This is a genomic window from Nocardia sp. NPDC088792, assembly GCF_044750615.1.
Lineage (GTDB): Bacteria > Actinomycetota > Actinomycetes > Mycobacteriales > Mycobacteriaceae > Nocardia.
Window position 1 is genome coordinate 1,494,497 of sequence record NZ_JBIVKC010000002.1, and the last position, 25,649, is coordinate 1,520,145.

The window sequence follows — 25,649 nt, forward strand, 5'->3', positions numbered from 1 at the left end:
GCTCAGACCGTCTTTCTCAATGCGAACATCGCTCACCGGAAGTAGATATCGTGACCACGCCCAGAGCCTTCGGACTGATACCACACCTCAACAACATTCCCACGGGGCTCGTGCCGCACATCGGCGTCAACACGGCCATTGCTCGAGTACTCGACCGAACCATGCATGCCTTGGACGGGCGGGGATTCGACCCCGCCGGAATGATCCGTGCAGGTACACCCCAATTCACGAGGCAGATGGCGTCACCTGCGACTGCGGGTTCGATTGATGGACCGATGCATCAGGATGCGCCGAACGCGCCGCTACCGCCACTGTTCGATCCCAAAGACAACCGACCACACTCGCGTGATGTCATGCAGGGCAGTATCGGCGACTGTTATTTCGACGCCGCCGAGGCATCAGTCGCCGACACACTCGGAAAATCGGGGTACATCAACAACATGATTCACTCGGATGGCACCGGCGGTTATGACGTGAGTATCAACGACTTCAAAGGCCACAATCACGATGTGGATGTCTCGTTGGCTGACGTGCAGGCGATCTTGCAGCAGCATCCGCCGCAGACCGTTCTCTGGCCTGCAGTGCTCGAAGCCGCAGAGGCCAGGATCCAGAGCGGAACCGATGCCGACAGTCCGAAAGCCATGCAGGACGGCCTAAACGTGCTGAACCATGGCGGGTTTGGATGGGATGGACTTCGAGCTATGACGGGCCAAGCGACGGTGGCGTGGGACGCCGGTCCGATAAGCCAGGGCCTGTCAAGTGTGATGGCGCAGGTGGACGACGGGAAGCCCGTGGTGATGGACGTCGGCACGTCGACCACACCCGTCGGAGTGGATCCGCATAAATATGGTCTTTCGAACAACCATGTCTACGACGTGGTAAGCATGCACCGGGACGAAGACGGCACCTATTGGGCACTGGTGGACAACCCGTGGGGGTTCAACCTCAAAAACGGCGACGACCCCAATGGAGGCTCCGACCCTTCGCCATACCCAGACACCTATCCTGGCGGTAAGTGGCTCAACCTCGGTAAAGACGACAGATATGCCAGTACGCCCGCCGCTGAAGGCGTCGAGTACTTCACGGTTGGGGGGATATCCTGAATCGCAGGTCAGTGAACACGAGCAGGGCCATCAGCTGGACCAAGGTGGGTGTAACGGTGAGCGTAGTGGCGATCGTGGTCGGCATCGGGCTGGTCATTCATTTCATGGCGGAACGTCAATCTCCCCAGCCGTCCCCCAGCCCGCTCGCCCGTGTGCCATCGGCAAAAGCCCCCAGTGTGGTGGTTGCCCGAGGTGACAATTGCGGAGCCTTCGATCCCTCGGGCACCCCGGCCCAGCAATGGCTCGCGCTCTACGCTTCGGATTATCTGCCAACGGTCGTGCACGGTTCCATCACCTGCGGTGCTGCCGATGCGGCGTTGGCCGAGGCATACACCCAGGTGAAATCGTTCGACATCGAGTTCACGACCACTGGCGGATGGAACTGTTTCGTCGCCTCGCCCCTATCGAAGGACACGGAGTTGCCCAACCGCGCGATGGACTGCCGAAAGGACACCACCGAGTTGGCGTTGCAGAAGTTCGTAATACCGGTCCCCAAATGAGGTGACTGAGGGGCCGTGTACTGGGCAGCTCTCTCCATTGCATCGCCAGCCGCATACCCGTCGGACAATTTCGCGACCGCGCGACGGAGCTCACTCGACTGCGACAACAACTGCCCGCGCTTAGCTCTCCAGCTCGATCGGATCCTCCACCACGGGCTCCAGTTTGCATCAAGGTGTGATCGTCGGCCTGCTGGAATCCGCTGACGGCGGTGGATGAAACGCCCTCAACTCGGCTGTGCGGTGTCGGCGGTCAGGTGGCCACAGCGGGTTGATCTTCCGGTGAGCCGCACTGTCCGTCGAACAGCGCGACATGCGGCAGTTCCGGATGGCCACCCAGTACCGCTGATCTGAAGTGTCGCCGACCGGGAACTAGTGGAGGGCTGCACGGCGTTTCGCCACCACGAGTTCCCGGTCGCTGCTGTCTCACCGCGTTCGCAAGGCGCGTCCCGCGGCGAGCCAGCGAATGACCGGAGTGGTGGAGGCCGCGCCGAGGACTACCAGGGAGGCGACGAAAACAGCCCCGTATTCGGGGTCGTGCCACTGCGGGAAGACGAAGATGCCGACCGAGCAGAAGGTGAGCGCGGACAGGGATCCGAGGATGGACAGCCAACGGCCCAACCGGCGGCGAGCGAAGAGCAGCACCGCGCCCAGGATCAGCAAGGCCGCGGTGAGCGCCAGCAGGCCGGCGGGCACCAGCAGGTGGTTCGCGACCGGCGGATCGATGAGGCGCCCGGCACGGTTCTGCACGAACCAGCGCACCTCACTGAGCGGCTGCCGCGCTCGATAGGCGAAGTGCGCACCGAGCAGCAGCGACAGCAGGCCGGCGACCAGGGCGGCGCCGGCCCCGGCCGGCTTCACGGTCGGCTCTGCGGTCGGCCACCCGCGCTGCCGACCCGAATTCCCTTCCGCGAAGCCACCATCCATGGCAGTGGGCGCCGCCTCGCCGGAATATCCGCTTTGGCGCGGCCACGGCCCATCGGCTCGCGGCCACGGCATGTCCGCGCGTGCCGCCTGTGGCATATCCGCGCGCGCCGACTGTGGCGTATCCGCGCGCATCGACTGTGGCATATCCGCGCGCGCCGACTGCGGCATATCGGGTCGCATCGGCGGCAGCCCGCCGGGGCGGGAAACCTCGCCACGTACGGCTCTCCCATCCGGTGTCGAATTATCGGCCGCCCCGGGGCGCGGCGCATCCGTTCCGCCGGGCCTGGAACCGCTTGCTCGCGTGGACCACGCCGCGTTCGCGATGCCGGAACCGGTTCCGTCGGATCGATTGCGCCGCACCGAATCCGGCTTGTCAGGGAGGGCGTTCTCCGGCCGCGCGACTCGGGTCGGGCCGAGAACGCCGGCGCGCGGATCCAGGGCGCGGGTAGGCGGTTCGAGCGAACCGGGAGCAGGGCTGCGGGCGGGGTGGTGGAATGCGGTCAGGGCGGCCGTGGCGAATTCTCCACAGCCGCCGAATCTTTCGCCGGGCTGCTTGGCCATGGCGCGGACGAGGGCCGCCTCGAGGTTCGGGGGTACGTCCGGGCGGTGCAGGGGCGGAACGGGTTCGGTGAGGTGGCCCGCGACCACGCGGCCCGGATCGGGGGCGTCGAAGGGCGAGTGACCGGCGAGCAGCGTGTAGAGGGTGCAGGCCAGGGAGTATTGGTCGGAGCGGTGGTCGACCTGTGCACCGGAGAGTTGTTCGGGCGAGGCGTAAGCCAGGGTGGCGGCGAAGGTTCCGGTGGAGGTGAGGTGGGTGGTGGAGGCGAGCAGGCGGGCGATGCCGAAGTCGGTGAGGACGGCGCGTTCGGCGCGGCCGGCTTCGGGCGCGGCCAGCAGGATGTTCGCGGGTTTGACGTCGCGGTGCAGGACGCCCTGGCCGTGCGCGTAGTCCAGGGCCGCGGCGATCTCACCGATGATGCGCAGGGCCCGGCCCACGGTGAGGGCCCGGAAGTCCAGCCGGCTCAGGTCGGTGCCGTGGATGTACTGCATGGCGAGCCACAGCTGCCCGTCGTCGATGCCGCGGTCCTGCACCGCCACGATGCACGGATGGTCCAGGCGCGCGATGACCGTCGCCTCACGCTCGAAGCGCGCCCGTAGCTCCGGATCGGCCGAGACCTCCCGGTTGAGCAGTTTGATCGCCACCTGCCGCGGCAGCCGCGGATGCCGGGCCAGGTACACGGTGCCCATGCCGCCCCGGCCCAGCACATCCTCGATCAGGTATCCGGCAAAGGACTCACCGACCACGGCGTCCACCAGGCCACCCTCCGAAACCTCAGGGGCAACGCCACTGCCGGACCGATTACCCGTTCCTCGGCGACTGTAGAGACAATCGCCGAGGCCTGTCCAACGGGCGATATCAGTCCTTTTCAGCCGGGTCCATCCGGCGCCGCGCCAATTGGGTGACGCCGTTGTAGCCGTAGCTCTCGCCGTCGAGCTCGTAGAGCGCGACATACGCGGCGGCGGGCAGCGCCCCGAGCTGTTCGGCGAGCAACTCGTAGGCGTCTTCGATGAAGGCGGCCTTCTCCTGGGCGGTATTGGTGCCCGCGGTGATGCTGACCTCGAGATGCGCGCCGGTCACCTGTTCGATCCGGCTCGCGGCGACGAACCAGCGGTCGGCCGGAACCAGGTTCACGTGCACGACGGTGACTTCGGGTTCCTTGAGCAGATCTTTCTCCAGCAGTGCGGTGACGCCGGAGGCCAGGGCGGCCTGTACCTCGGGGGTGATGTCGGTGGCGGCGATGGTGAAGCGAGCGAAAGGCATTGGTATCGGCTCCGAATCGGATCGGTAATGATTCGTATCATTACTACCCCTCGATGATGTAATGTGTCAATCCATTACAGGAGGTAAGTTCATGACCGCTACCGAACGCCCCGGCCTGGCCCTGGTGGCGACCCTGCGCAAACGGCTCACCGACAGCCCGGTGGAGACCCTGACCGATCCCGGCGCACTCGGCGCCTGGCTGACGTCCCAGGGCCTGACCGCCGGGCAGTGCACCGAAGCCGATCTCGACGCCACTCGCACACTGCGCGAAGCGATCTACGAAGCGGTCGCGGCCGCCGCCACCGATCGGCGCCCCGCCGACGCCGCCCTGGGCACGCTGAACACCGCCGCGGCCCGATCGGCAACGCAGCGGAAACTACTGTGGGACAAGAAAACCGGCTACCACCTGGCAGCCGGTCCCGAAACCCGCAACGACGTCCTGGCCGAAATCGCCCGGGACACGGTGGATCTGCTCACCGGACCCGAGCGGGCCCGGTTGCATCAGTGCGAGGCCGATACCTGCGGCACGGTCTTCGTCACCTCCGGTGGCGGCCGCCCGCGCCGCTGGTGCTCATCGGCCACCTGCGGTAATCGCGAGCGGGTCCGCGCCTACCGGAACGAGAAGGCCCGGGCCTAGCAGGCTCAGACCTCCAGCGCCACCGCGGCTTCGGCGGTATAGACGAGGAAGGTCAGGCTCTCCTGGAAGTAGAGCTGGACGGATTCGGCGTCGTGCGAGAGGTAGCCGATGGACAGGTCCTGCCCGAGCTGCAGATCGAAATCGCCGCCGCGGGTGGAGAGTACGAAGGCGGCGTCGATGGCCGGGGCCCAGATGATCTCGCCGTCGGGGATGAGGCGCTCGATGTGGGTGCGGATCGGGTGGCCGTGGTCGGAGGTCTCGCTGACCGCGGTGTAGAGGTCGGCGGACAGCAGCACCGAATAGGGGCCGTCGACGCCGGCGAGCCGCAGCTCGGACAGGGCCTGCGCGACCGCCTCGGGTGCGAGGCGCGGGTCGCCGGGCTGCTTGATCGGCTGGTTGGAGCTGCTGCTGCGAATGCCCGCGATGCCCGCCGCCGCATAGCCTTCGAAGATGGCGCGGTCCTCGGCGAACGCGATCTTCTTGGCCGCGTCCTTCACCGCCTCCAGGTCCGCGTCCTGCGCGCCGCGCTCGATATTGTCGAGTTCATCGCGCGAGAGGGTGAACGGGACGCGCAATTCCACCAGCGGGACCACCACGCGCTGCCGGGCCTGCACGCCCTCGCCGGGCGCGGCGATGCTCTGCTGGCGGCCGGTGCCGACCGCGGAGTAGTCGGTGCCGTGCGGCCCGGACAGATCGACCACGCGCCGTCCGGCGATGTGCCGCTTGAAGGTTCGGGTGGCTTCCTCTTCGATGGCCGACCACGCCTCGGAGGTGATCGGCGCGAGTTCGCGATGGAGGTTGTTCATGCGTTAGCTCCTTTTCAACGTGCCGATGCCGAGCGAACCGTCCCCGGACGCGAGGCCGTTCGGGGACCCTGCGCCGTTCGCGGACGCAGTACCGTTCGTGGACACGGATTCCTGCGCCGCCGGCGCGGGCGCGGCCGGTAGTGCGTCGAAGAATCCCGCGGGCGGGGTGAAGAACTGGGTGCCGGTGACGGCGGTGGAGAAGTCCAGGATGCGGTCGTAGTCGGCCTCGCCGGTGCCGAGGAACATGCGCCGCAGCATCAGATCCGGAATGGACGGGCTCGCGGCGTAGGCGATGTAGTAGGTGCCGAACTCCTGGTCCGCGACGCTGCCGAAGGGCATATTGGCGCGCACGATGGTGCCGTTGTCGTCCTGATCGTTCACCGCGACATGGGAATTCGCGGGCTTGTCCGCATCGGAGAGTTCGTAGTCGTCGAGTTTGGTGCGGCCGATGACGCGCTGCTGTTCCTCCACCGAGATGCCGCGCCAGTCGCCGAGATTGTGCAGGTACTTCTGTACGACCACGTAACTGCCACCGGCGAATTCGGCGTCTTCTTCGCCGATGAGTCCCGAGGTGACGGCGAGCTGACCCTCCGGATTCTCGGTGCCGTCCACGAAGCCGAGCAGATCGCGCTGTTCGAAGTAGCGGAAGCCGACCGTCTGGTCGACGATGGTCGCCGCCCCCGCCAGCCGGTCGCCGATGGTCATGGCGAGTTCGAAGCAGGCGTCCTGGGTTTCGGCCTTGATGTGGAACAGCAGGTCGCCGGGCGTGACCGGCGCCTGGTGCTGCGGCCCCTGATAACCCGGAAACTCGTGGAGTTCAGCCGGTTTGGGTCCGGTGAAGAGGCGGTCCCAGGCCGTGGCGCCGATGCTGGTGATACAGACCAGTCCGGAGCCGGGTACCCGGAATCCGACCGAGCGGCGCAGGCCCGGCAGTTCGGCCAGCAGGTCGCGGACGGCTGCCTCACCGCCCTCGTCGATGGTGGCGACGAGAAAGATCGCGGCCGGCGTGAGGGGCTCGAGGATCGGCTGCGGCTCACCCATGGGCTCCAGCCTAGAGTGCGACGCAAGTGGACTGGACGCCCGGTCGCCCCGTGTCCACCGTCATCGCCGGGGACCTACTTGGCAACCGTCAGCAGGAACGCCACGTCATCGATGGCTTTCACACTGTGCCGGGCATTGGGGATCACGATCAGATCGCCCGCCGAGCCCTTCCACTCATTGGTGCCGCTGATCAGCACGAGCACACCGCTGAGCACCACCACGGTCGCCTCGCCCGGATTCTCGTGCTCGGCCAGCGTCTGACCCGCGGTCAGCGCGATCACGGTCTGCCGCAAGCTGTGCGTGTGACCCCCGTAGATGGTCAACGAACTACGCCCGCTCGAGGCGGTCGACGCTTGCTTCAGTTGCTGGCGAGCAACCGCGGTCAGCGATTTCTTGTCCATGGACTGCCTTTCGCCGGGGTATCCGTGAGTATGCCGGACACCTCCCGGCGGATCGGCCGTTTCGGGTGCGCGTGTGCAGGATTTACTGCAACGCGGAATGTCGGCGTTATCGCCCGCTCTTACCTCTAGCCCGGAGAGGCGCGGCGATAACGGAGGAAGCGGTAGCGGATACCCTTCGCGGACTCCCGCCACGGATCCCCATCGGCGCGCCATTCCGGGCCGATGGCCGGCGCGTGGCAATCCCCGTCGATGTCCGCGTCCACTTCGGTCACCATCAGCTCGGTGGCGAAAGTCATTGCGGCCCGGTAGATCTCACCGCCACCGGCGACCCACACCGTCCCGTCGCCGCTGAGTTCCAGCGCCTCTTCCAGCGAGCCCGCCCGTTCCGCCCCGTCGGCGGACCAGTCGGCCTGCCGGGTCACGACGATATTGCGGCGCCCCGCCAGCGGCCGGAACCGCGGCGGCAGCGAATCCCAGGTCCGCCGTCCCATCACCACCGGGTAGCCCCAGGTGACGTCCTTGAAATGCACCATATCCTCGGGCACCCGCCACGGAATGGTGTTGTCCCGCCCGATGATTCCGTCCGGTGTCTGCGCCCAGATCAGCCCTACGGTACGGCTCACACGGCCACCGGAGCCTTGATCGCCGGATGATGCTGGTAGCCACCGAGTTCCACGTCTTCGTACGCGTAGTCGAACAGCGAGGGCGCGGGCCGCAGATGCAGCTGCGGGAACGGATACGGCTCCCGGCTCAGCTGCTCGCGCACCTGTTGCACGTGATTGTCGTAGATGTGCACATCGCCGCCGGTCCAGATGAATTCGCCGGGCTGTAGCTCGGTCTGCTGCGCCACCATCAGGGTGAGCAGCGCATAGCTGGCGATATTGAACGGCACGCCCAGGAACAGGTCCGCGCTGCGCTGGTAGAGCTGGCAGGACAGCTTGCCGTCGGCCACATAGAACTGGAAGAAGGCGTGGCAGGGGGCCAGCGCCATCTTGTCGAGATCGGCCACGTTCCAGGCCGACACGATCATGCGGCGCGAATCCGGGTTGGTGCGCAGCGTCTGCAGCACCTGCGCGATCTGATCGATGTGCATGCCGTCGGGGGTCGGCCAGGAGCGCCACTGCACGCCGTAGACCGGTCCCAGCTCACCATTGGCGTCGGCCCATTCGTCCCAGATGGTGACGCCGTTGTCCTGCAGCCACTTCACATTGGAGTCGCCGCGCAGGAACCACAGCAGCTCGTACACGATCGATTTGAGGTGCACCTTCTTGGTGGTGATCAGCGGGAAGCTCTGCGACAGGTCGTAGCGCAGCTGATGACCGAAGATGCTGCGGGTGCCGGTGCCCGTCCGGTCCGCCTTCGGCGTGCCGGACTCCAGCACCAGTCGGAGCAGGTCCTCGTACTGGGTATCTCGGGCCGTATCCACGCCTGGCAAGCTTACGCACCGTGCGGAAGCTATATGTGATCGGAATCGGGGCGGGGGACCCGGACCAGCTGACGCTGCAGGCCGTCAAGGCATTGCAGCAGGTAGACACGTTCTTCGTAATCGGCAAGGGGGCCGAGAAACAGGAACTGGTGGATGTGCGCGCCGCGATTCTCGCCGCGCACGCCGGGCAACCGCACCAGGTGCTGGAGATCGCCGATCCGCCGCGCGATCGGACCGTCCCGGGCACCGGCGCGGATGCCGCATACCAATCGGTGGTCGAGGACTGGCACGAGCGGCGCGCCGCCCTGCTGGAACAGGCGTTCGCCGAAACCGAGGGTGTCGGCGGCATTCTCGTGTGGGGTGATCCGGCGCTGTACGACAGCACGCTGCGCGTCGTGGAGCGAGTGCTCGAACGCGAGCGGATCACCTTCGAATACCGGGTGATTCCGGGCATCACCAGCGTGCAGGCGCTGGCGGCCGCGCATCGCATGGTGCTGCACGAGATCGGCGAGCCGCTGCACATCACCACGGGCCGCAAGCTGCGCGAGGAAGGGCTGACCGCCGGGCAGTCGACGGTGGTGATGCTGGACGGGGATTGCTCGTTCACGGAAGTGCCCGGCGATGACGTCTACATCTGGTGGGGCGCCTACGTCGGGATGCCCGATGAGGTGATCGTCGAAGGCCCGTTGCGCGTGGTCGAACAGCGGATCGTGCGGCGCCGCGCCGCGCTGCGGGAGCGCAAGGGCTGGATCATGGATGTCTACCGCCTGAGCCGAGGCCACTGATTGCAAATCTCGAACCTCTTGACGCACTACTGACGAAGCGTCAATAGTCGGTCGCAGGTTGAGTGGAGGTATGCATGACGAGCCCGATCCAACGAGCCGAGCAACTGCGCGCCGAGTACGGTGCCGCCGACGCGAATGCGGCCGAGCTGCTGTGCGATCGACATCCGGCGGAGGCGGTGGCCTTCACCTTCATCCAGTCCGATCTGAGCAGCGCGGACCTCACCTTCGGTGAATTGCGTGAGCGCTCCGAGCGAGTCGCGGCCGCCCTGCTGGAACTCGGTGTGCGCGAGGGTGATCGCATCGCCACGCTGATGGGGAAGTCGCAGGAGCTGGTGGTGGCGCTGCTGGCCGTGTGGCGGATCGGGGCGGTGCATGTCCCGCTGTTCACCGCCTTCGCGCCCGGCGCGATTGCCATGCGGGTCACCGGGAACGGAACCAAGTTCGTCATCACCGATGCCGGGCAGCGGGCCAAGCTGGCCCCCGGCGCGGACCTGCCCGCGGACCGCGAGTGGCGGGTCATCACCACCGGCGCGGCGGACGGTGACGATATCGCCTTCGCCGAGCTGCTCGAAAACACCGGCCCGGCACCGGAATCGGTGGCCATCGGCGGGGACGGCGTGCTGGTGGAACTGTTCACCTCCGGCACCACCGGGACGCCCAAGGCGGTGCCCATGCGCTTGGGCGGCATGGCCGGGGTGGTCATGTATCTCGAGTACGGCATTCATTACGCCGACGGCGATGTGTTCTGGAATATCGCGGATCCCGGATGGGCGTACGGGCTCTATATGGCGATCCTCGCGCCCATGGCCGTGGGGCGGCGCAGCCTGCTGTTGTGCGCCCCGTTCGATCCGGCCTTGACCTGGCGGGTGCTGTGCGAGTTCGGGGTCACCAATTTCGCTGCCGCGCCGACGGTCTTCCGCGCACTGCGCCACAGCCCGAAACCGGAAGGCCTGGTGTTGCGGCGGCTGTCCTCGGCGGGTGAGCCGCTCACACCGGATGTGATCACCTGGTCGAAACAGGTACTGGGCGTGGAGATCCGGGATCACTACGGGCAGACCGAGACCGGTATGACGGTGGTCAATGCCTGGCATCCGGATCTGGTCGGCGAGCTCAAGACGGGGTCGATGGGCCGGCCCATGCCCGGGTACACGGTCGAGGTGCTGGGCCTGGAGTCCGATGCGCCCGCCGCGGTCGGCGAATCCGGCCGGGTGGCGATCGCGACGGACAGTCCGCTGCTCACCTTCCGCGGTTATCGCGATGCGCCCGAACGCAGTGCCGCGCGGTTCACCACCGACGGCCGCTGGTATGTCACCGGCGATGTGGCGGCCCGGGATGCCGAGGGCTACTTCACCTTCGCCTCCCGCGATGACGATGTGATTCTGATGGCCGGGTACCGCATCGGCCCGTTCGAGGTGGAAAGCGTTCTCACCAGCCATGATTCGATCTCGGAGGCGGCCGTCATCGGGGTGCCGGATCAATTGCGCGGCGAGGTGCTGATCGCGGTCGCGGTGGCCGCGCCGGGCACGACGCCGGACGATGCGCTGGTCGCGGACCTGCAGCAGCTGGTGAAGCAGAAGCTCGCCGCGCACGTCTATCCGCGGCGCGTTCATTTCCTGCCGGAGTTGCCCAAGACGCCGAGCGGGAAGGTGCAGCGTTTCGTGCTGCGCGAACAGTTCGGGACCGCGCGGGCCTAGCCCGGTCGGCGGCAATCCGGGCGCGGTAGCCGACCGGCGGGTACGGTGTCCGGCAGTCGCGTTGTGGAGGTCGGAGGACGATGGTTCGGGCAGGGGTGGTGCCGGGACGGCGAGCTGCTTGGTACGGCAGCGCCGGGCTGCTGCTGGCCGTGCTGATCGGCGGCGTGATCGTGGGTGTGTTCGGGCTGAACCGGATCTTCACGGGCATCGCGATCGGGGTGGTGGTAGGTATCGCGCTGATGTTCGCGCTGTTCGGGCGGGACGGAGTGCTGCTGTCGGAGCAGTCGATCGTGCGCCGGACGCCGTGGGCGACCTCGACCATCGCCTGGGATCGGGTGGTGGCGGGCCGGTTCGCGCTGGACGAGCACGCGCGGTGGTCGCTGGCGCTGGATCTCAACGGTGGCGACGAGCCGCATCAGGAGCTGGTGCTGCTGTCGATTCCGCCGGTGGTGCGCCCGATCGCCAATGCCTACGACCATCGCAAGCGCGAGCAGGTCAACGAGATCCGGACCATGCTGCGGCAGCAGCGCATTCCGGTGGTCATTCTCCCGGAGATAGCCGACGCCCTGCAGCGGCATTGGCGGATCGCTCCGCCCACCAGCTGAAAAGCCCCGGCGACCGGTGGACCGATAGTCCTGGCTAGGGTGGATCGGGTGATTCGCACCGCGGCGCTGGCACATATCCGGGATCGTCGTCTGCTCCAGACCCGGTCCACGGGCAAGGATGTCTTCTACATGGCGGGCGGCAAGATCGACCCGGGCGAGACCCCGGAAACCGCGCTGCACAGGGAGATTCGCGAGGAACTCGGCGTCGCGGCCACGGCCGTCACCGAACTCGGCGTGTTCGAGGCCGAGGCGTACGGGCATCCGGCGGGCACCCGCCTGCACATGACCTGCTATCTGGGCGAACTCGCCGACGAGCCCAGCGCCTCCGGCGAGATCGCCGAACTCCGCTGGTTCACGCTCGCCGAATACGCGGCCATGCCGCACGTTGCCCCCGGTTCGCTGCTGGTGTTCCAGCGGGTCCGGGACCTGGGCCTCATCGACTGACCGTCAGGACTCTTCGGCGGGGATGGCGGCACTGATCGGAATCCGCGTCGCCGCAGCCAATCCCAGCAGCAGGAAGATCGCGGCGGCCAGCAGGGTGGTCCGGGTGGCGTCGGTGAAACCGCGGCAGAGCGCGTCCACGACGGCGGTGGCGCCGTCGTGCCGGCGCACCACCGTGATGGTGCCACCGGCGGATTCCCGCGTGGCGGTGGCGATGGTGTCGGCATTCCGCGCGGAGAGGTCGTGCACCGACTGCAGCCGGTGCGGCAGCGCATGCCCCAGCGCCCCCGACAGCAGCGCACCGATCAGCGCGATGCCGAAGGCCGAACCGACCTGCCGCACGGTGCTCTGCGTCGCGGACGCCTGCCCGGACTGGGCGGGCGGGACATCGGCCAGGACCGTGCCTGTCAGTTGCGCGGACGCCATACCGAGCCCGATGCCGTAGCAGACCAGCACCAGCGCCAGCCACCATTCGGACATGTGCGGTGTCAGCACCAATGCGGCGATGGCCACCCCGACCGCCTCGAACGCGAGTCCGAGCTGCACCACCCGCACCGCGCCGATCTTCCGCACCAGGCCCTCGGCGATACCGGCGGCCAGGAAAGCGCCCAGCGCCATGGCCGCCAGCACCACGCCCGCGCGCAGTGTGGTCAGCCCGAGCACGTTCACCATGAACAGCGGCAGCACGAACAGCAGCCCGAACTCCCCCAGCGCGACCGCGAAGGCGGTGATATTGCCCCAGCGGAAACCCGGAATGGAGAACAACTTCGGATCCAGCAGCGCCGAGCGCTGCACCAGATTGCGGTGTATCTCCCAGCGCACGAAGGCGAACAAGGCCAGCACGCCGAGCAGCAGCAGTACCGGAATGGGCGATACCCACGCGGTGCGCGACCAGGTGAAGCCGGCGAACGGGAACTCCCGCAACGGTTTCCACCACCCGTAGGTCTGGCCTTCGATGAGCCCGAACACCAGCAATGCGAAACCCGCTGCGCTGAGCAGGAATCCGTCGATGTCGAGGCCCGGCGCGGTGACGCCCACCTTGGTCTCGGGCACGAAGAGCACCAGCCCGATCAGCACCACGATGCCCAGCGGCACATTGACCAGGAAGATCCAGGGCCAGGTATAGCTGGTGGTGAGCCAACCGCCGACCAGCGGGCCGATGGCCGCCACCCCGGAGATGACCGATCCCCACACCGCGAAGGCGATGACCCGATCCCGGCCCCGGAAGAGGGCATTGACGGTGGACAGGGTGCCCGGCAGCACGCACGCGCCGCCCAGGCCCTGCACCATGCGGCCCACGATCAACGGCCAGGCGCCGGTGGCCGCGGCGGAGAGCAGACTGCCGCCGATGAAGACGAGGACACCGATCGCGAACAGCAGCCGCCGCCCGAGCCGGTCTCCCAGGCGGCCGGCGGTGATCAGCAGGGCGGCCAGTACGACCGCGTAGATGCTGGTGATCCATTGCGCCTGAGTGAAATTCAGCTGCAGGTCGTCGATGATGACCGGCAGCGAGACCGAGACGATGGTGCCGTCCAGCACCACCATGGACAGGCCCAGGGCCAGTACGCCCAGGGCGAGCCACCGCTTGCGGCCGGTGATCGCGGGTTCCTGCTCCACTTCCGCCATCTATCGCTCCAAACCTGGTCGAGGACAGCTGCGCAAACCCATGGTGCTCGAGATTTGCTGTCACAAGGTGTAGGCACGCGGAACTCGACAGAGTCTAGCCGTTACCGGTGCAGGCCAGAAGGTTGCGCCAGGAAAGGACAGGGCCCGAAATGTCCGGATCGGCTACTTTGGGAACCGTGTCGATGATGAAGGGTTCCAACGTACCGGTAGGGGCTGCGACAGTTCGGGTCGAACTGGGGTGGCAAGCGGGGCCGGGAGTGCCGGACGCGGACGCCTCCACCCTGCTGCTGGTCGGCGGCAGGGTCCGATCCGACGGTGATTTCGTCTTCTACAATCAGCCGGCGCACGCCTCGGGCGCGGTCCGGCATCTGGGCAAGCAGTCCGGTGCACAGGTCACCGATGCGCTCGTCGTACAACTGCCGCGAGTGGAACCGCAGGTCGACACGATCGTGATCGCCGCGTCCACCGACGGCGGCACCTTCGCCCAGTTGCCCGGGCTGCACGTGCGATTGGTCGACGCCGACACCGGCGCCGAGGTGGCGCGCTTCGACAGCACCGACGCCACCTCCGAGACCGCGTTCGTGCTCGGCGAGCTCTACCGCCGTCAGGGCGCCTGGAAGTTCCGCGCCGTCGGCCAGGGCTACGCCTCCGGCCTGGCCGGTCTCGCAACCGATTTCGGTATCTCGGTCGACGAAACTCCTGCCCCGCAACCGATTCCGCAACCCGCACCGCAGCCCGTGCCGCCGGCGCCGGCGGTGAATCTGGCGAAGATCTCGCTGACCAAGGAGTCGCCCGCGGTCTCACTGACCAAGCACGGCGCCACCGGCGGCATCATGCGGGTGAATCTGAACTGGACCGCGCCGAGTTCCGGTGGCCTCTTCGGCCGTAAGCGCGGCGGCAAGGGTCTGGATCTGGACCTGTGCTGCTTCTGGGAGCTGACCGACGGCTCGAAGGGTTCGATCAGCCCCCTGGATACCTTCGGCTCATTGCACAAGCCGCCGTTCATCGAACTCGATCAGGACGACCGGACGGGTGCGAGCACGTCGGGCGAGAACCTGTCGGTCAATCTCGATCACACCGCGCGGTTCCGGCGCATCCTGGTATTCGCGTCCCTCTACGAGGGTGCGCAGGATTTCCGCGGCGTGCACGCGACCGCCACGCTGTACCCGCGCGATTCGGCGCCGATCGAGATGGAAGTGGGTGGCTGCACCGATGATTCGCGCGAGATGGTGCTGGCGCTGATCGAGAACATCAACGGCGAGTTGGTGGTTCGTCGCGAGGGCCGCTTCGTCCCGCCGCCGGAGGGTCGCCGCTTCTGGGGCAAGATGGCGGTCGATCAGGCCTACGGCTGGGGCTTGAAGTGGGGTACGTCGAAGGGGAAGTCCTAGCCGGCGGAGGTCTGCTGGTCGATCAGCGCGATGGCGGCGGTGCGGGCCGCCGCGAGGTCGCCGTCCCAGCCGAGCAGCCGCAGGATGGCATCCGGCATGAGCTGGGCGGCGTATTCGGGCGCCGTGCCCTCGTCGGAGCGGATATTGATGACCGATTCGACCAGCCGGAACGGTAGCTGTTCTGCCCGGGGGACGGCGGTGCCGCCGGTCTCGGCCATGAGTTCGAGGCTCAGTGTTTCGTAGTGCCCACGCAGTTTGTCGCGCCGCTCCCGGAATACCGCGAAGCGATCGCTGCGTAGCTCCGGGAGTAGGTACAGCGCACCGAGATTCCAGCGGGAAGCACATAGCTGGCCGACGTCGAACCAGGTCAGCGCATACAGCCGCACGACGGCGGGCGCCTCGACGCCTTCCAGTCGCTCCGCCAGTTCCAATGGTGTGGTGACGGTTTCGGCGAGCAGGGCATCGAGGATGTCGTCCTTGGCCGCGAAGTGGTGGTACAGCGAGGCCTGCCGGATGCCGACCGCATCGGCGATGCCGCGGGTGGAGGTATTGCCATAACCGTTCGCGGTGAACAGCTCCGCCGCCGCGTCGAGGATTTCGGCGCGCGGCGTCTGCCCCGCGCGGCGGCGGGGTTCGAGGCGGGGACGACCGGGTCCGGCATGGGTCACGGGCTTCATTCTGTCCTACCCGGCATTCCGGCGTATCGGGACATCGTGCCTGTTCGGCCCCGCCCGTGAGGTTTCTGTCATTCGATAGAAATACCGGCAACGCAGAAGTTACCCCCGGCCACGGGACCGATACATCGGCGTCACCGGCGAAGCGATCGCGCGCGGAAAACTTTCAAGCGATAGATATTCCACCGCTCGCCGAAAGATTCGCCATGGTTGCCACCGCCGACTCTTCAGCCCCCGACCGACCGCCGAGCATCTCCGATACCGCCGACAGCGCCGATCTGGCCCGCTTCGGCTACCAGCCCGTCCTGCATCGCAAGCTCGGCCGCTATGCCTCCTTCGCGGCCGGATTCTCCTTCGTCTCCATCCTGACCACGATTTTTCAGTTCTTCGGCTTCGGTTTCTCCTTCGGCGGCGCCGCCTTCTTCTGGACCTGGCCGGTCGTCTTCGCGGGCCAATTCCTGGTCGCGCTGAACTTCGCCGAACTGGCCGCGCGCTATCCGATCTCGGGCTGCATCTACCAGTGGTCGCGCCGGCTGGCCGGCGAACTGGTGGGCTGGTTCGCGGGCTGGATGATGATCATCGCCCAGATCGTCACCGCCGCGGCCGCGGCGATCGCCCTGCAAGTGGTACTGCCGACCATCTGGTCCGGCTTCCAGCTCATCGGCAGCAACAGCGATCTCACCTCGCGCAGCGGCGCCACCAATGCCGTCCTGCTGGGCAGCATCCTGCTGGTCATCACGACCGTCATCAATGTGATCGGCATCGACTGGATGGCACGCATCAACTCGCTCGGCGTGACCATCGAGATCGTCGGCGTATGCGCGGTGATCGCGGTGTTCTTCACGCATGCCGATCGCGGGCCGGGCGTGGTGCTGCACACCGCGGGCGCGGCGCCCGGACCGTATTGGGCCGCCTTCCTGGTCTCCGGCCTGATGGCCGCCTATGTGATGGTCGGATTCGATTCCGCCGGTGAGCTTTCCGAGGAGACCCGGAATCCGCGCCAGGTCGCGCCGCGCACCATCCTCACCGCCCTGACGGTGTCCGGACTGGGCGGCGGGCTCATCCTGCTGGGCGCGCTCATGGCCGCCCCGAGCCTGACCGACGGGTCGCTGAGCAGCGGCGGGCTGGCGTACGTGATCGAGGCCAAACTCGACAGTCCCGCCGGCAAGGTGGTGCTGGCCTGCGTGGCCTGCGCGATCACGGTGTGCACCTTGGCGATTCAGACCGCGGGCTCGCGGCTCATGTTCTCCATGGCGCGGGACCGGCGGCTGCCGTTCGCGAAGCAGCTCGCGGCCGTGCACCCGCGCTTCGGCACCCCGGTGTGGCCGTCGGTGACGATCGGCGTGCTGGGCATCGCGCTACTGGTGCTGAACCTCGGCAATGCGGCCATCTTCGCCACCCTGGCCAGCGTCTGCATCGTCATGCTGTACCTGGCCTATCTGCTGGTCACGGTGCCGCTGCTGCTGCGCCGCATCAAGGGCTGGCCCGCCGACGCCGCGAACACCGAGACCGGCGCGCCGCTGTTCGCGCTGGGCCGCTACGGGATTCCCATCAATGCCCTGGCCGTGGTGTGGGGCATCGCCATGGCGATCAACCTGGCCTGGCCGCGGGCCGCCGTCTACACCCCGACCGGCGGCGGCTGGTGGCTGCTCTGGGCCGCACCGCTCTTCGTCCTGGCGACGGTGCTGGTGGGCGTGGTGGTGCATCGGCTGGTGACCCCCGGCCGGGCACCGGCGGCCGAACTCGCGATCCAACCGGCCTGAATCGGCCCGCGGTGGCCTGCTCGCCGGGGCGCGCAGGCCACCGCGAATCCCTCTCGGCCACAACCAGGTCCACGACTCGAGGAGTATCGATGACCAGAACGGCAGACACCTCCGGTGCGCGAGCGCACGCCCGCTCCCAGGCCGCCGCGGCGATCGTCAGCGGGCCGGAACAGCCCGCCGGGGTCGAGGCCGCGGGCATTACCTTCGCCCAGCGCATTCCGGCGGGCGGCTATGCGAATGCGGTGCTGGCGCGCGGCACTCGGGTGCGGCTGTCCGATCCGTTCGGGTCGGCCTGTGCGCAGCTGCTGCTGTTCCGCGCCGAATCTCCTTGGGAGCGGCTGAATGTGGCCGATACGGTGAAGGTGCCGTGGCAGGCGTATCTCGGCGCCGGTCACCCGCTGCTGTCGGATCAGGGCCGGATCCTCGCGACCATCGTCGCCGATTCCTCCGCACACCATGACACCTTGTGCGGGCCATCCGAGGCGGGGCGCTTCCAGCTGCGGATGGCGGGCGCGAAGCACGGTCTGGAACCGCGCGATATCGGGCCTTCGGTGTCGTTCTTCCGCGGGGTGCGCGTCGAATCCGACGGCGGGCTGACCGCGACGGGCGGCGCCGGCGCGGGCGCAGTGGTGGATCTGCTCGTCCACCTGCCGGTGACGCTGCTCATCGCGAATGCCGCGCATCCGCTGGACCCCACTCCCCCAACGGATCTCGATGTGGTCGCCTGGTCCGCGCCCGGGGATCTCGGCGCCGTCCACAACACCGATCCGGAATACCTGCGCGCGGTGGAGAACACCGAGCGGGATTGGCACGCACGCACTTCGGAGGTCTTCGCATGATCGCGACCACTCGTACCGTCGTCCTGGATCAGACGGTTCCCGCCCGCGCGCCCTGGTCGGCCGTGGTACGGGCCGGGGAGCAGCTGGAGATCATCGACCTGCACGGCAATCAGGCGGTGGACTGCCTGTTGTACGCGGCCGCCGATCACACCGACCGCTACAGCGCCCAGGCCACCGTGACCGCGCAGCGCAATATCTTCCTGACCACCGGCAGCGTGCTGCTGACCGATAACGGCACGGCGCTCATGACCGTGGTGGCCGATGAGGTCGGCAATCACGACACCGTGGCGGGCGCGTGCTCGCAGGAATCCAATACCCTGCGCTACGGCCATCACACCCGGCACCAGCATGCCTGCGTGGAGAACTTTCTCGCCGAAGGCATGAAATGGGGGCTGGGCAAACGGGATCTGGTCTCGAACATCAACTGGTTCATGAATGTGCCGGTCGAAGCCGACGGCACCCTGGGCATCGTGGACGGGCTGTCGGCGCCGGGCAAGAAGATCACGCTCCACGCCGAGGCCGACACCCTGGTGCTGGTCTCCAACTGCCCGCAGATCAACAACCCCTGCAATGGTTTCGATCCCACCCCGGTGCGCATGGTGGTGACGCGATGACCGCCGTCCTGCCGCAGCCCGTGACGCTACCCGCACCCGCCGCCGATCCGGTGGTGCACGTGCTGCGGCCGGGTATGCAGACGACAGTGCAGGATTGGCCCGCGCGGGTCGGGTACTGGCATGTGGGCGTGCCGCCGTCGGGGCCGATGGACGATCTGTCGTTCCGGCTCGGGAACCGGGCGCTCGGTAATCCGGAGGGCGCCGCCGGGCTCGAATGCACGCTCGGCGGTCCGGCGCTGCGCTTCGAGCACGCGACCTGGGTGTGCGTCACGGGTGCGCCCACCCCGGTCACCGTGAACGGAAAACCGGTGCGGCAGTGGGGAACCACACTGGTGCCCGCCGGGGGCGTACTGGATGTCGGCGCGGTGCGCGGGCCCGGTATGCGGTGCTACATCCTGATCGCGGGCGGCCTGGACGTGCCCGAATATCTGGGCAGCCGTGCGACTTTCACGCTCGGCAAGTTCGGCGGCGGTACGGGCCGGGCGCTCGCCGCCGGTGACGGGTTCGCGCTCGGCGCGCCGGGCCGGGTGAGCGCCGGCGTTCCGGGTGACGATCAGCCGGTGCTGACCCGCCGCTGGGAACTGGCCGTCACCGAGGGCCCGCACGGTGCGCCGGAGTTCTTCACGCGCACCGACTTCGACACCATCATCGGGTCCGACTACGAGGTGCATTTCAACTCCGACCGCACCGGTGTGCGGCTCACCGGCCCGAAGCCGCAGTGGGCGCGCCCGGATGGCGGGGAGGCGGGCATGCATCCGTCGAATATCCACGACACCGCGTATTCCATCGGCGCACTGGACTTCACCGGCGACACCCCGATCCTGCTCGGCCCGGACGGCCCGAGCCTGGGTGGTTTCGTCTGCCCGGTCACGGTGGTGGCCGCGGAGCGCTGGAAGCTGGGGCAGCTCACCCCGGGCGATACGGTGCGCTTCGTCCCGGTGCGCGCGGATCGCGCGGCCTCGCTGCGCGCCCTCGGGCCGGAGCGGCGGGCGTCCTGGCCGGTGGTGCTGTCCTCCGGCGGTGACGGTGACGACGGCGTACTGGCCCGGCGCGATACCGCGGATACCGCGGTGACCTACCGACGCGCGGGCAATGACGGCCTGCTCGTCGAATACGGTGAGATGACACTGGATCTGGAGTTGCGCGCTCGCGTGCACGCCCTGCACCGGGCACTGCTGGACCGCGCCGAACCGGGTATCACCGAACTCACGCCCGGCGTCCGCTCGCTGCAGGTGCGGCATGACCCGGATCGTCTGCCGACCGCCCGACTGCTGGCTCTGCTGGCGGAGGTGGAGGCCGATCTGCCGGCCGCCGACGAACTCGTGGTGCCCAGCCGCACCGTGCGCCTGCCACTGTCCTGGGACGATCCGTCGACGCGGGAGGCCATCACCCGGTACATGCACGGGGTGCGCGCGGATGCGCCCTGGTGCCCGTGGAATATCGAATTCATCCGCCGCGCCAATGGTCTGGCCACGGTCGAGGAGGTCTTCGACATCGTGTACGCGGCCGAGTATCTGGTGCTGGGTCTCGGTGACGTCTACCTGGGCGCGCCGGTCGCGACGCCCACCGATCCGCGGCACCGCCTGGTCACCACGAAATACAACCCGGCCCGTACCTGGACGCCGGAGAACGCGGTCGGTATCGGCGGCGCGTATCTGTGCATCTACGGTATGGAAGGTCCCGGCGGCTATCAGTTCGTGGGCCGTACCACCCAGGTCTGGAATCACCGCTCCACCGGTCTCGGTGAAGATCCTTGGCTGCTGCGGTATTTCGATCGCATCAGCTGGTACCCGGTCAGCGCCGAGGAGCTGCTGGACCTGCGCGCCGACTGTGCTGCCGGCCGGGGCGAACTCTCGGCCGAGGACGGCGAGTTCCGGCTGGCGGACTACCGCCGCTTCCTCACCGACAATGCGGCGTCCATCGCGGATTTCCGCTCCGCCCAGTCCGATGCTTTTACCGCGGAACGCAATTCGTGGCGCGCGACCGGCGAACTCACCGTAACCCCGTAGCAGGAGGACCGAGCATGACCGTGTGGATCCACCGACGCCCCGCCGATGAGGTGGCCGCCGATGCCGCCCTCGCCACCGGTCCGCTGGCCGGGCTGCGGCTGGCGGTGAAAGACAATGTCGATGTGGCGGGCCTGCCGACCACGGCCGCCTGTCCCGCCTATGCCTATGTGCCGGAACAGGATGCGGGCGCGGTCGCCGCCTTGCGCGCCGCGGGCGCGGTGGTCGTGGGCAAGACCAATATGGATCAGTTCGCTACCGGCTTGGTCGGCACGCGCTCCCCGTACGGGGTGGTCGAGAACGCTGTCCGGCCCGGATACGTTTCCGGCGGTTCGAGTTCCGGATCGGCGGCCGCGGTCGCGCACGGCGAGGCCGATATCGCCATCGGCACCGATACCGCGGGCTCCGGCCGGGTGCCCGCGGCACTGCACGGCATAGTCGGCATCAAGCCGACCCTGGGCGTGGTCTCCACGGCAGGCGTGGTCCCCGCCTGCCGCTCCTACGACTGCGTCACCATCTTCGCCGCGGATCTCGACCTGGCCGGTCGCGCAATGGGAGTCATGGCGGCGGGCGCTCCCGCCCGCCCGTGGCCCGCCGACGTCCGGCTCGGCGCACCGCCGAATCCTACGGTGGCGATCTTCCGCGATCTCCCCGACCTGGATCCCGAGTGGCACAGCGTATTCGAACGCACCCTCGCCACTCTCCGAGCCCGCGGCGCCCGCATCGTCGAAATCGACCCGGCCCCCTTTCTCGCGGCCGCCACCCTCCTCTACGGTGGCGCTCTGGTGGCCGAAAGGTATTCGGCGGTAGGCGAATTCGTCGACGAGCACCCCGATTCGGTCGACCCCACGGTAGGCGCGATCATCAGCGCCGCCCGCGATCTCCCCGCCCACCGCCTGGCCACCGATCAAGCCGAACTCGCCCGCCTCCGTGCGACAGCCATGGCGAGCCTGGCAGGCGCGGACGCCCTCCTCACCCCCACCGTCCCCTGCCATCCGACGATCGCCGAGGTGGCCGCCGACCCGATAGGCGTCAATTCCCGCCTCGGCACCTACACCAACTTCTGCAACCTCTTCGACCTCTGCGCCGTAGCCGTCCCCGCAGGCACCGCAGCCGAAGCCCGATTCGGCATAACCGTCTTCGCCCGCCCCTTCGAAGATGCCGTCGCCTTCGACATAGCCACCCTCCTCACCGATTCGCCGTCCGCCCCGGATGCGGTGTGGCCCTTGACCATCGCCCCATTCCAGGAGTTGATCGTCTTCGGCGCCCACCTCCGCGGCCAGCCCTTGGAACACCAGCTCACCACCCTCGGCGCCCGCTGGGACGGCCCCGTCCGCACCTCCCCCCACTACCGCCTCGCAGCCCTCGACACGACCCCACCCAAACCCGCCGTAACCCGTTCCCCCGAAACCGAATCCGGCACCACCATCGAGGGCGAACGCTGGCTCCTCTCCCCCGCCGCCCTCGGCACCTTCCTCGCCGCCCTCCCCACCCCCATGCAACTGGGCGCGGTCGAACTCGAAGACGGCTCCTGGCGCACCGGTTTCGCCTGCACCGGTGCCGCCGCCGACACCGCCAAGGACATCAGCGAATACGGCGGCTGGCGCGCCGCCCTAGCCGCCGGCGCAATCAACTGACAGCGGGCGACGGCCCAGCGGTTATACGGGTCAGGCCGCTACGTCGAGTACCCAGGTGACGCCGAATCGGTCGGTCAGCATGCCGTAGAGGGGTGCCCAGCCGGCCGGTGCCAGCGGGACCACGACGGTGGAGTCGGTGCTGAGTGCGTGCCAGTAGGTGGTGATTTCGTCGGCGTCCTTGCCACGGACGGAGACGAAGTAGGACCCGATGCCCTGTTCCCAGGGGCGCGACGCGGGGACGTCGTAGGCCATGATGCGGAAGCCTTCCGGCGAGGTGACCTGGCCCCACATGACCTGATCGGACTCGGCCGGGTCCTGCACGCTGTGCGCGTCGGCGTAGGTGATCACGGTGAGGTCGCCGCCGAAGACGGATCGGTAGAACTCCAGTGCCGCGCGGGCGTTGCCGCGGAGGTTGATGTGAGTGACAGTGTCGATGGTCATGGTCGCTCCTGCGTTCGTAGCGTTGCTCGGCCTTGTGCCGTCACCGAGATTTCCAGTGGAAGAGGACAGGGTGTGTCCTCTTCTCCTGGCAGGATCGATCGGGTGCAGAAAACTTCGGCACGGCTGCTCGCATTGCTGTCCCTGCTTCAGGCTCGACGGGATTGGCCGGGTGCGCTGCTGGCCGAACGGCTCGAGATCAGCCCGCGCACCGTGCGCCGGGATGTCGATCGGTTGCGTGAACTCGGGTATCCGATTGCCGCGTACAAGGGGCCGGATGGCGGGTATCGCCTCGAAGCAGGTGCGGAACTGCCACCGCTGCTCTTCGACGACGATCAGGCCGTGGCGCTGGCCATCGCCCTCCAGATAGCAACCACGGCGGGCGCGGGCATCGAGGAATCGGCGGCCCGCGCACTGCACACGGTCCGCCAGGTAATGCCCGCCCGGCTTCGCCGCCGTATCGAGGCCGTCCATCTCACGGCCGTTGAAGCCCCAGCCGCACAAGCGAATCCACAGCTCGAAACCACCACACTCGTGACCCTGAGCGCTGCCGTCCGAGCCCGCGAGGTGCTCCGCTTCGACTACGCCCCCGCCGACGGCGGAGCCGAGTCCGGCAACCCCCGCACTCCGCCCCGGCGCGTCGAACCCCACCACCTCGTAACCTGGCGCGGCCGTTGGTATCTCGTCGCATGGGACCTCGACCGCAATGACTGGCGTCTCTTCCGCGCGGACCGGATAACCCCGCGCATACCGCCCGGCCCGCGCTTCACCCCGAGAGAACTGCCGTCCGCGGACCTGCAATCGTTCGTACTGAGCCGATTCCGCGGCTCCGGCACCTCCACCGATTGGCCATGCCGCGGCGAAGCGATCATCGACCTCCCCGCCGCAGACATCTCGCCCTACCTCGGTGACGGCCTGCTCGAAAGCGCAGGCCCGAACCGCAGCCGACTCTCCCTGGGCTCGTGGTCCTGGCCCGGCCTCGCGGCCGCCTTCGCCAAATTCGACGCCGATATCGAGGTGATCGGCCCCGAAGAACTACGAACAGCCTTCTCGGACCTGGCCACTCGTTTCGCGCGGGCAGCGATCAGAGCGGAACCGTCCGGAGCAGATCGGTGACGGCGTGCCGATTCCGATCGAGTGCATCGATGGTCGCGGTCAATTCGGCGTGCTGGGCCCGCAGGTGCGTCGCCATCTCCTGACAGGTGGCGGTGAGCTGCGCGTCCTCGATCTCCAGGCAGGGCAGCAGGGTAGCGATCGCGGACGTCCCGAAACCGGCGGCCAGCAAGGCCCGAATCTTGCGCACCTGCGGGATATCCGAACCCTCATAGGTGCGGTATCCGCCGGAAACACTCGACGCGATCACGGCCGACCAGGGCGTCCCCGACGTCCTCGTCTACAACGCCGCCATCATCCAGCGCGACCGCCCCGACGAACTCAGCATCGAGTCCCACCTCCAAGCCTGGTCCGTCAACGTCCTCGGCGCCCTGATCGCCGCCCGCCACCTGGCCCCCGCCATGATCGCCCGCGGCTCCGGCACCCTCATCCTCACCGGCGGCATGCCCGCCCCCGACCCCCGCTACACCAGCCTCTCCCTCGGCAAAGCCGGCGTCCGAGCCCTCACCACCATGCTCCACGAGACCTACGCCCCCCAAGGCCTCCACGCCGCCACCGTCACCATCGACTGCCCCATAATCCCCGGCACCGACTCCGCCCCGTCCCTCATCGCCGAGCACTACTGGACCCTGTACCGCCAGCCCCGCGAAGACTGGGACCTGGAGATCACCCACCACGGATCCGCCTCAGTGTGAGGGGTCGTCAGCGGTCGGCGGGCGTTCGAGGGTGCCGCGCGGGACTACCCAGCGGTGATTCAAGTCGATTACGGAGGCAACTGTTTCGAAGTCTGCGTCGTAGTGGATCAGGACGAGGCGGTGTTCAGCGGCGAGGACCGCGGTCAGGAGGTCCGGGATGCCGACCGATCGATGACGGCCTGTTCGCGCCAGCTCCCGTTGGATTGTGAAGGCGCGCTGCCAGTGTTCGTCATCGGTCGGGAGGTATTCGTAGGCGTCACGGCGACGGGTCTTGATCTGCTCGTATTCGATCGGGGTCTGGGCGCTGTACAGCGCCTCGGCATCCAATGTGGCACAGGTGGCTACCAGACCGTGCTCGATGAGGGGCGAAAGTTCTTGTGCCACCGCGGGATATCGCATGCGCGCCGCGGCGCTGGTGTCGATGAGGAAACGAGCCGTCAGCGCCACACCTCACCTCTCTGCTCGGGATCCTGCATCGATTCCAGACCGCCGCCGGTGAGCCATTCGATCTCGCGGGCGCGCGCGCCCATGGCCGAGGCGTTGCGGAGCGCGACCCGCACGGTGTCCGAAACGCCACTGGTGCCGAGTTCTCGCTGGGCGGCCTCGAGTAGTTCGTCATCGATCTCGATCAGGCGCTTGGTCATAACCCCTCCTATATACCCGATGGTTGA

The 25,649-nt window shown here is 67.8% G+C and carries 28 protein-coding genes; 15 read left to right on the forward strand and 13 right to left on the reverse strand.

Features of this window, described 5'->3' with window-relative positions:
* Positions 1–50: 50 nt before the first annotated feature.
* The gene (locus tag ACIP5Y_RS16170; RefSeq protein WP_400350849.1) at positions 51–1,103 is read left to right on the forward strand and encodes a C2 family cysteine protease; all 1,053 of its coding nucleotides are present in this window, start codon (positions 51–53) and stop codon (positions 1,101–1,103) included.
* A 65-nt stretch (positions 1,104–1,168) separates the two neighbouring features.
* Positions 1,169–1,603: a hypothetical protein gene (locus tag ACIP5Y_RS16175; protein ID WP_400350851.1), complete on the forward strand. Its 435-nt coding sequence runs from the start codon at positions 1,169–1,171 to the stop codon at positions 1,601–1,603.
* A gap of 423 nt (positions 1,604–2,026) precedes the next feature.
* Here ACIP5Y_RS16175 and ACIP5Y_RS16180 read toward each other — a convergent pair whose 3' ends face one another.
* Both ACIP5Y_RS16180 and ACIP5Y_RS16185 read right to left on the reverse strand, forming a co-directional pair.
* Positions 2,027–3,841, reverse strand: a complete 1,815-nt coding sequence (locus tag ACIP5Y_RS16180) for a protein kinase (protein ID WP_400350853.1) — start codon at positions 3,839–3,841, stop codon at positions 2,027–2,029.
* A gap of 103 nt (positions 3,842–3,944) precedes the next feature.
* On the reverse strand, positions 3,945–4,349 hold the full coding sequence (locus tag ACIP5Y_RS16185; RefSeq protein ID WP_400350855.1) for a 4-oxalocrotonate tautomerase family protein: 405 nt from the start codon (positions 4,347–4,349) through the stop codon (positions 3,945–3,947).
* Positions 4,350–4,440: 91 nt separating this feature from the next.
* Here ACIP5Y_RS16185 and ACIP5Y_RS16190 point away from each other — a divergent pair, with 91 nt between their 5' ends.
* Positions 4,441–4,986, forward strand: coding sequence for a CGNR zinc finger domain-containing protein (locus tag ACIP5Y_RS16190; RefSeq protein ID WP_400350857.1), 546 nt, complete (start codon positions 4,441–4,443; stop codon positions 4,984–4,986).
* 5 nt (positions 4,987–4,991) lie between these two features.
* On the opposite strand, the gene ACIP5Y_RS16195 is transcribed toward ACIP5Y_RS16190, so the two are convergent.
* The 5 genes from ACIP5Y_RS16195 to ACIP5Y_RS16215 all read right to left on the reverse strand — a co-directional run bounded on the left by ACIP5Y_RS16195 (position 4,992) and on the right by ACIP5Y_RS16215 (position 8,660).
* The gene (locus ACIP5Y_RS16195; RefSeq protein WP_400350859.1) at positions 4,992–5,792 is read right to left on the reverse strand and encodes a family 1 encapsulin nanocompartment shell protein; all 801 of its coding nucleotides are present in this window, start codon (positions 5,790–5,792) and stop codon (positions 4,992–4,994) included.
* A 3-nt stretch (positions 5,793–5,795) separates the two neighbouring features.
* Positions 5,796–6,833, reverse strand: a complete 1,038-nt coding sequence (locus ACIP5Y_RS16200; protein ID WP_400350862.1) for a Dyp-type peroxidase — start codon at positions 6,831–6,833, stop codon at positions 5,796–5,798.
* A 74-nt stretch (positions 6,834–6,907) separates the two neighbouring features.
* Positions 6,908–7,234, reverse strand: a complete 327-nt coding sequence (locus ACIP5Y_RS16205) for a cupin domain-containing protein (RefSeq protein WP_400350864.1) — start codon at positions 7,232–7,234, stop codon at positions 6,908–6,910.
* A gap of 125 nt (positions 7,235–7,359) precedes the next feature.
* Entirely contained in the window at positions 7,360–7,857 is a 498-nt protein-coding gene (locus ACIP5Y_RS16210; RefSeq protein WP_400350866.1) for a dihydrofolate reductase, read from the reverse strand.
* Positions 7,854–8,660, reverse strand: a complete 807-nt coding sequence (locus ACIP5Y_RS16215) for a thymidylate synthase (protein ID WP_400350867.1) — start codon at positions 8,658–8,660, stop codon at positions 7,854–7,856. Before ACIP5Y_RS16215 ends, ACIP5Y_RS16210 begins: the two co-directional genes overlap by 4 nt.
* Positions 8,661–8,680: 20 nt before the next feature.
* Here ACIP5Y_RS16215 and cobF point away from each other — a divergent pair, with 20 nt between their 5' ends.
* From cobF to ACIP5Y_RS16235, 4 genes are all read left to right on the forward strand, one after another.
* Positions 8,681–9,445, forward strand: a complete 765-nt coding sequence (gene cobF, locus ACIP5Y_RS16220; RefSeq protein ID WP_400350868.1) for a precorrin-6A synthase (deacetylating) — start codon at positions 8,681–8,683, stop codon at positions 9,443–9,445.
* Positions 9,446–9,519: 74 nt separating this feature from the next.
* Complete coding sequence (locus ACIP5Y_RS16225) at positions 9,520–11,139, forward strand: AMP-binding protein (RefSeq protein ID WP_400350869.1); 1,620 nt, start codon at positions 9,520–9,522, stop codon at positions 11,137–11,139.
* Positions 11,140–11,219: 80 nt separating this feature from the next.
* Positions 11,220–11,744 (forward strand): hypothetical protein, encoded by a 525-nt coding sequence (locus ACIP5Y_RS16230; RefSeq protein WP_400350871.1) that lies wholly within the window; start codon positions 11,220–11,222, stop codon positions 11,742–11,744.
* A gap of 48 nt (positions 11,745–11,792) precedes the next feature.
* Positions 11,793–12,188, forward strand: coding sequence for an NUDIX domain-containing protein (locus ACIP5Y_RS16235; protein WP_400350873.1), 396 nt, complete (start codon positions 11,793–11,795; stop codon positions 12,186–12,188).
* Between the two features lie 3 nt (positions 12,189–12,191).
* Here ACIP5Y_RS16235 and ACIP5Y_RS16240 read toward each other — a convergent pair whose 3' ends face one another.
* A complete protein-coding gene (locus ACIP5Y_RS16240; protein ID WP_400350875.1) occupies positions 12,192–13,811 on the reverse strand; it encodes an MFS transporter in 1,620 nt (539 codons plus the stop codon).
* A gap of 182 nt (positions 13,812–13,993) precedes the next feature.
* On the opposite strand from ACIP5Y_RS16240, the gene ACIP5Y_RS16245 reads away from it, so the two are divergent.
* The gene (locus ACIP5Y_RS16245) at positions 13,994–15,199 is read left to right on the forward strand and encodes a TerD family protein (RefSeq protein WP_400351298.1); all 1,206 of its coding nucleotides are present in this window, start codon (positions 13,994–13,996) and stop codon (positions 15,197–15,199) included.
* Here the strand turns inward: ACIP5Y_RS16245 and ACIP5Y_RS16250 are convergent.
* On the reverse strand, positions 15,196–15,876 hold the full coding sequence (locus tag ACIP5Y_RS16250) for a TetR/AcrR family transcriptional regulator (protein WP_400350877.1): 681 nt from the start codon (positions 15,874–15,876) through the stop codon (positions 15,196–15,198). The genes ACIP5Y_RS16245 and ACIP5Y_RS16250 overlap by 4 nt on opposite strands.
* A gap of 203 nt (positions 15,877–16,079) precedes the next feature.
* Between ACIP5Y_RS16250 and ACIP5Y_RS16255 the strand changes: the two genes are divergently transcribed.
* The 5 genes from ACIP5Y_RS16255 (at position 16,080) to atzF (ending at position 22,732) form a co-directional block, all read left to right on the forward strand.
* Complete coding sequence (locus tag ACIP5Y_RS16255) at positions 16,080–17,636, forward strand: amino acid permease (protein WP_400350879.1); 1,557 nt, start codon at positions 16,080–16,082, stop codon at positions 17,634–17,636.
* An 89-nt stretch (positions 17,637–17,725) separates the two neighbouring features.
* Positions 17,726–18,475, forward strand: a complete 750-nt coding sequence (locus ACIP5Y_RS16260; RefSeq protein WP_400350881.1) for a DUF1989 domain-containing protein — start codon at positions 17,726–17,728, stop codon at positions 18,473–18,475.
* Positions 18,472–19,089: an urea amidolyase associated protein UAAP2 gene (locus ACIP5Y_RS16265; protein ID WP_400350882.1), complete on the forward strand. Its 618-nt coding sequence runs from the start codon at positions 18,472–18,474 to the stop codon at positions 19,087–19,089. Before ACIP5Y_RS16260 ends, ACIP5Y_RS16265 begins: the two co-directional genes overlap by 4 nt.
* Positions 19,086–21,098: a 5-oxoprolinase/urea amidolyase family protein gene (locus tag ACIP5Y_RS16270; protein WP_400350883.1), complete on the forward strand. Its 2,013-nt coding sequence runs from the start codon at positions 19,086–19,088 to the stop codon at positions 21,096–21,098. The genes ACIP5Y_RS16265 and ACIP5Y_RS16270 overlap by 4 nt, the downstream gene beginning before the upstream one ends.
* A 14-nt stretch (positions 21,099–21,112) precedes the next feature.
* On the forward strand, positions 21,113–22,732 hold the full coding sequence (gene atzF / locus ACIP5Y_RS16275) for an allophanate hydrolase (RefSeq protein ID WP_400350885.1): 1,620 nt from the start codon (positions 21,113–21,115) through the stop codon (positions 22,730–22,732).
* Between the two features lie 30 nt (positions 22,733–22,762).
* On the opposite strand, the gene ACIP5Y_RS16280 is transcribed toward atzF, so the two are convergent.
* Positions 22,763–23,173 (reverse strand): VOC family protein, encoded by a 411-nt coding sequence (locus tag ACIP5Y_RS16280; protein WP_400350887.1) that lies wholly within the window; start codon positions 23,171–23,173, stop codon positions 22,763–22,765.
* A 102-nt stretch (positions 23,174–23,275) separates the two neighbouring features.
* Between ACIP5Y_RS16280 and ACIP5Y_RS16285 the strand changes: the two genes are divergently transcribed.
* Positions 23,276–24,286 (forward strand): helix-turn-helix transcriptional regulator, encoded by a 1,011-nt coding sequence (locus ACIP5Y_RS16285; protein WP_400350888.1) that lies wholly within the window; start codon positions 23,276–23,278, stop codon positions 24,284–24,286.
* On the opposite strand, the gene ACIP5Y_RS16290 is transcribed toward ACIP5Y_RS16285, so the two are convergent.
* Entirely contained in the window at positions 24,255–24,473 is a 219-nt protein-coding gene (locus ACIP5Y_RS16290; RefSeq protein ID WP_400350890.1) for a MerR family DNA-binding protein, read from the reverse strand. The two genes, ACIP5Y_RS16285 and ACIP5Y_RS16290, sit on opposite strands and share 32 nt — an antisense overlap.
* Positions 24,474–24,498: 25 nt before the next feature.
* Between ACIP5Y_RS16290 and ACIP5Y_RS16295 the strand changes: the two genes are divergently transcribed.
* Complete coding sequence (locus tag ACIP5Y_RS16295; RefSeq protein WP_400350892.1) at positions 24,499–24,978, forward strand: SDR family NAD(P)-dependent oxidoreductase; 480 nt, start codon at positions 24,499–24,501, stop codon at positions 24,976–24,978.
* Here the strand turns inward: ACIP5Y_RS16295 and ACIP5Y_RS16300 are convergent.
* Together ACIP5Y_RS16300 and ACIP5Y_RS16305 are read right to left on the reverse strand one after the other, a co-directional pair.
* Positions 24,970–25,425, reverse strand: a complete 456-nt coding sequence (locus ACIP5Y_RS16300; protein ID WP_400350893.1) for a PIN domain nuclease — start codon at positions 25,423–25,425, stop codon at positions 24,970–24,972. The two genes, ACIP5Y_RS16295 and ACIP5Y_RS16300, sit on opposite strands and share 9 nt — an antisense overlap.
* A complete protein-coding gene (locus tag ACIP5Y_RS16305; RefSeq protein WP_400350895.1) occupies positions 25,416–25,622 on the reverse strand; it encodes a DUF2191 domain-containing protein in 207 nt (68 codons plus the stop codon). Before ACIP5Y_RS16305 ends, ACIP5Y_RS16300 begins: the two co-directional genes overlap by 10 nt.
* Positions 25,623–25,649 lie beyond the last annotated feature (27 nt).